General features: G+C 41.8%; 3 protein-coding genes. 1 reads left to right on the top strand and 2 read right to left on the bottom strand.

Features of this window, described 5'->3' with window-relative positions; all coding sequences use genetic code 11:
• Nucleotides 1-33 precede the first annotated feature (33 nt).
• The gene (locus tag A3761_RS21515) at nt 34-459 is read right to left on the bottom strand and encodes a DUF86 domain-containing protein (protein ID WP_068739382.1); all 426 of its coding nucleotides are present in this window, start codon (nt 457-459) and stop codon (nt 34-36) included.
• Between the two features lie 22 nt (nt 460-481).
• A complete protein-coding gene (locus A3761_RS26360) occupies nt 482-874 on the bottom strand; it encodes a nucleotidyltransferase domain-containing protein (protein WP_068508473.1) in 393 nt (130 codons plus the stop codon).
• 140 nt (nt 875-1,014) lie between these two features.
• Between A3761_RS26360 and A3761_RS21525 the strand changes: the two genes are divergently transcribed.
• Nucleotides 1,015-1,516, top strand: a 502-nt coding sequence (locus tag A3761_RS21525) for an FAD:protein FMN transferase (RefSeq protein ID WP_197473167.1), incomplete at its 3' end; no start/stop codon positions are given.

The raw sequence follows: 1,516 nt of genomic DNA on the forward strand, positions 1-1,516 counted from the left end.
ACGTAGCCATAGAAAAGGTATTAAAAAAACGCGCTATTCGCTAAGAAGTGCAGAACAGAGTAGGCTGATATAATCTTTCACATTATAGTATTTTTGCTTTGCAAGTATGGCTTCTAACTTTTTCCAATCAAGGTTAAGGTCGTCATGAATGATGGCGTTTCGCATGCCTATTGCGCCGCGCATTTCATTTATTTCAGGAGTGGTAATGGCGAGTTGTTCGTAGATTCTTTCAATGCTAGCTCGGGCTTCCGAAGGAACAGGTTTAGATATCTTCTTGAGATAGTGCTTTGAGCAGCCAATAGCAGCCTCGATAGGAACCTGTAGATTCCTTTCTACAGCGCTACGTTCGTTAAATGTTAAGGGGCGTTTCTGAATGGTGCAGGCCAACTCATCCAAACCAGCCAAGTGCTGAGCGACTTGTTCTTTGATGGCAAATACATAGGCTTGGTATGTCGACATAGTAAATTCTCTGGAACGCCGTTTAAGGATAATGTTGCTGGTGTTCATGGGCATATTCACTCCATAATGACCATATTCGCTGTTCTTCGCTATGAAGGCGCAAGTCATTGCCAATGTAGAGCGGAGTGCCGAGATCAATAATGTTGTAAGCCAATGGCACGGGCACTGAGTTAATATCAACGATTGATATATTCTGGTCTAGATTATTTGACCATTGATACTCAAGGTCTTGAATGAATTTGTCTGCTTGATTACATTCCTTATGTAGCGCTATCGCTAGGTCATAATCACTCGCGCAATCAGCGGTATGATTCGCTTGTGAACCATAAAGCCAGACAAGTTCAATTCGACTCGCTTCTTTAAGAGAGAGACTCTTAAGTGCATCAATAGTTTTATTACTAGGTGCCAAGTTCATTGTGTTGTTCCAGCAAGAGGGTTTATTGATTTTAACCAATATTTTAGGATGGGTCTATTCGTCGTGGTTGGAGAGATATTTTGGATAACATTATGAAAAACTGTTTGAGTTTTCTCATTTGCTTCTTAGTTTTTCTTAGCATGCCCTTGAAAGCCGAGTGGCATGAGTTTTCTGCAGAGGTGATGACGACCAACTTAAGCTTGGAGTTTTGGTTAGACGATAAGATTAAAGCAGAGAAGGCTAAGCGCGCAGTGCTGAATCGCTTTAATGATATCGAGGCAAAGATGTCGCGGTATATTTCTGAATCTGAGCTCTCCAAGGTAAATAGACTTGCCTCTGAGCAAACGCTAGTGATATCGACTGAGCTGTTTAGCTTACTCGAAAAGTCTTTGTCTGTGTCGGCTTTATCTCAAGGTGCCTTTGATATCAGCTTTGCCTCGGTTGGTTTTTTATATGATTACCGACAACACGCGCAGCCTTCTGATTCTCAAATCAGTGCGAAGTTGCCAGTACTGGATTATCGCCATATTGTTTTAAATAGAAGTGCTCAAACAGTACGCTTTAGCTCTCCTGGAGTCGCTCTTGACTTAGGCGGAATAGCTAAAGGTTATGCTGTTGATGAAGGCATTAAGATGTTGAAGA

It is taken from the genome of Oleiphilus sp. HI0123 (genome assembly GCF_001635315.1).